Origin of the sequence: Pseudoroseomonas cervicalis ATCC 49957 (genome assembly GCF_000164635.1) — a bacterium.
Lineage (GTDB): Bacteria > Pseudomonadota > Alphaproteobacteria > Acetobacterales > Acetobacteraceae > Pseudoroseomonas > Pseudoroseomonas cervicalis.
Genome location: NZ_GG770993.1, coordinates 1 through 2,527, shown reverse-complemented (window position 1 = coordinate 2,527; position 2,527 = coordinate 1). Strand labels below are relative to the sequence as shown.

Annotated in this window: 2 protein-coding genes and 1 pseudogene; 1 reads left to right on the top strand and 2 read right to left on the bottom strand. The window is 73.5% G+C overall.

Annotated features, from left to right (window positions below):
* A pseudogene (locus HMPREF0731_RS21085) lies at positions 1-265 on the top strand (M14 family metallopeptidase); the annotation flags it as partial.
* 174 nt (positions 266-439) lie between these two features.
* Here the strand turns inward: HMPREF0731_RS21085 and HMPREF0731_RS21080 are convergent.
* Complete coding sequence (locus HMPREF0731_RS21080) at positions 440-1,204, bottom strand: competence/damage-inducible protein A (protein WP_007006267.1); 765 nt, start codon at positions 1,202-1,204, stop codon at positions 440-442.
* A gap of 81 nt (positions 1,205-1,285) precedes the next feature.
* A complete protein-coding gene (locus tag HMPREF0731_RS26405; protein ID WP_007006266.1) occupies positions 1,286-2,326 on the bottom strand; it encodes a bifunctional GNAT family N-acetyltransferase/(deoxy)nucleoside triphosphate pyrophosphohydrolase in 1,041 nt (346 codons plus the stop codon).
* Between the last annotated feature and the right edge of the window lie 201 nt (positions 2,327-2,527).

Here is a 2,527-nt window from a genome sequence, read left to right as displayed (position 1 = left end):
GCCGCCCGGCTGGCGGCCCGCCCCGCCCGGCCGGCTGGCCGAGGTGACGCGCACCGTCATCGCCGGCACGCATGGCTTCGCCTTCGTGCAGCCGTTTCGCGGCGGCGACGTCATCCCCGCCCGCAACACCCTGCTGGCGCTGGATGGCGAGGCGGAGATCCGCACCCCCCACGATGACTGCCTGCTGGTGATGCCGAGCCCGCGCACGCTGCGCGGGCACACCGCGGTGCGGCTGGCGCGCTTCGTGGCGGCGGAGCCGGGCTGACAGCGGCGCATTGAGAGGGGCTTCGCCCCTCTCAAACCTGCGCGGCAGTGCCGCGCAGCCACCAAAGGCCTGAGGCCTTTGGAAACCCATCTGTTGGAACCCAACTGATGGCGGGTGCAGGGGACCCTGTCCCCTGCTGGGGGAGTCTGAGGGAGCAAAGCCCCCTCAGGCACGTCAGCCGGGTTCGCCCGCCACCGGCTCGTGCCCCAGCTCGCGCACCAGCGCCGTCATCTGCGCCAGCGCCGCGTCGAGCTGCGCGGTGTCGGTCCCCTTGGCCACCAGAGCGACGCCGTTCCCGCTCGGCCGGTAATACGGGTAGGAGCCGATATCGATACCGGGGAAACGCGCCTGGATGGCGCCGAGCCCCTCGGCCACGCGCCCTTCCAGCATGCCGTTGGCGTGCACGGCGCGGGAGGCGACCGGCGCGCCGCCCTGCAGCGAGGGCGCGAGCCCGTCGAACATCGCCTGCATGATGCGCGGCACGCCGGCCATCACATGCACATTGCCGATGATGAAGCCGGGGGCGATGGAGACCGGGTTGTCGATCAGCGACGCGCCGCGCGGCATGGTGGCCATGCGCTGGCGGGCGGCGTTGAACTCGGCCGGCGGGTCCTGGCGGGCGTAGTGCGCGGCCAGCCGCGCCCAGGCCTCCGGATGCGGCTCCCAGGGCACGCCGAAGGCGGCGGCGATGCATTCGGCGGTGATGTCGTCATGCGTCGGGCCGATGCCGCCGGTGGTGAAGACGTAGGTGAACTTCGCCCGCACCTCGTTGACGGTGGCGATGATGGTGTCGCGCACATCCGGGATGACGCGCACCTCGCGCAGCGGGATGCCGAGCTCGCCCAGCCGCGTCGCCAGGAATTTCAGGTTGGCGTCCTGGGTGCGGCCCGAGAGCACCTCATTGCCGATGATGAGGAGGCAGGCCGTGGGCTGGGTCATGGCGGGTTCCGCTGTGTGTGGCGCCCGCCAATCTAGGCGCATGGCGGCCGGGCGGAAGGGGGGGCCGAGGCCCCCCGCCCCTTACAGAAAGTCGCGCAGCAGGGCGACCAGCGGCTTGTCGGCCGGGGGCATGGCGTAGTCGGCCAGCTTGTTGGGCCGCACCCAGGCCAGCGCCTGGCCTTCCTTCGCCACCACCGCGCCTTCCCAGCGGCGGCAGAGGTAGAGCGGCATCAGCAGGTGGAAGCGCCCGGCATCGTGGCTGGCGAAGGTGAAGGGGGCGAGGCAGGCGGCCGAGACATCGATGCCCAGCTCCTCGCGCAGTTCGCGGATCAGTGCGTCCTCCGGCGTCTCGCCGGGTTCCAGCTTGCCGCCGGGGAATTCCCAGAGGCCGGCCATCGGCTTGCCCTCGGGGCGGCGGGCCAGCAGCACGCGGCCATCCGGGTCCACCAGGGCGCAGGCGGCCACCAGCAGCATCGGCTTGGCATCCGGCGCGGCGGCGGGCATGGCGGGGGCCATCACGGGCTCGGGCGGGGCGGGGGCGACCAGATCCTCGCGCCCGGCCTCGAAGCAGAGCACCGGCAGGCGGGTGTTGCGGGCCAGGAAATGCGTCTCGGTGCGTCCGGTCTCGACCATGCCGATGCGCTTCAGCACGCCGGCGGAGCGGGCATTCTCCTCCAGCACATGGGCGAAGATGCGGTCGAGGTCGAGATGCGCCAGGCCCCAGCGCGCCAGCCGCCCGGCGGCCTCGGCGGCGACGCCATGGCCCCAGAAGCGGCGGCCGACCCAGTAGCCCAGCTCGGCGCGGCGGCTGTCCGGCTCGCGCGTCAGACCGACGCAGCCGACCAGCACCTCATTGTCGCCGTCCTGGCCGACGATCGCCAGGTGCCAGGCCGAGCCTTCCGCCAGCTGGCGGTGGGTGGAGGCGATCCACTCATCCGCCAGCTCGCGCGGATAGGGGAAGGGCACGCGGGAGAGGAAGCGCACCACCTCCCAGTCATTGATCAGCCGGTGCAGCTCCGGCGCGTCCTCGGGGCGCAGCAGGCGCAGCGTCAGCCGCTCGGTGCGCAGCGGGGCGAAGGCGGCGGGTCCGGCCGGCCGGTCCTGGGGGGTGGTGGTGCTCATGGGCGGGTGCGGTGGCCCCGCGGCGTGTCGCGCCGCGGGGCCATGCGGATCAGCGCTTCCACCAGCCGCGCTTCTTCGGCGCGTCCGGGGCGGCATCGACGCTCACCGGCTGCACCGGCGGCGCGGCCACCGGCTCGCCGGCCTCGGCAGCGGCTTCGGCCACCGGGGCTGCGGCCACGGGGGCCTCGACCACCGGAGCCT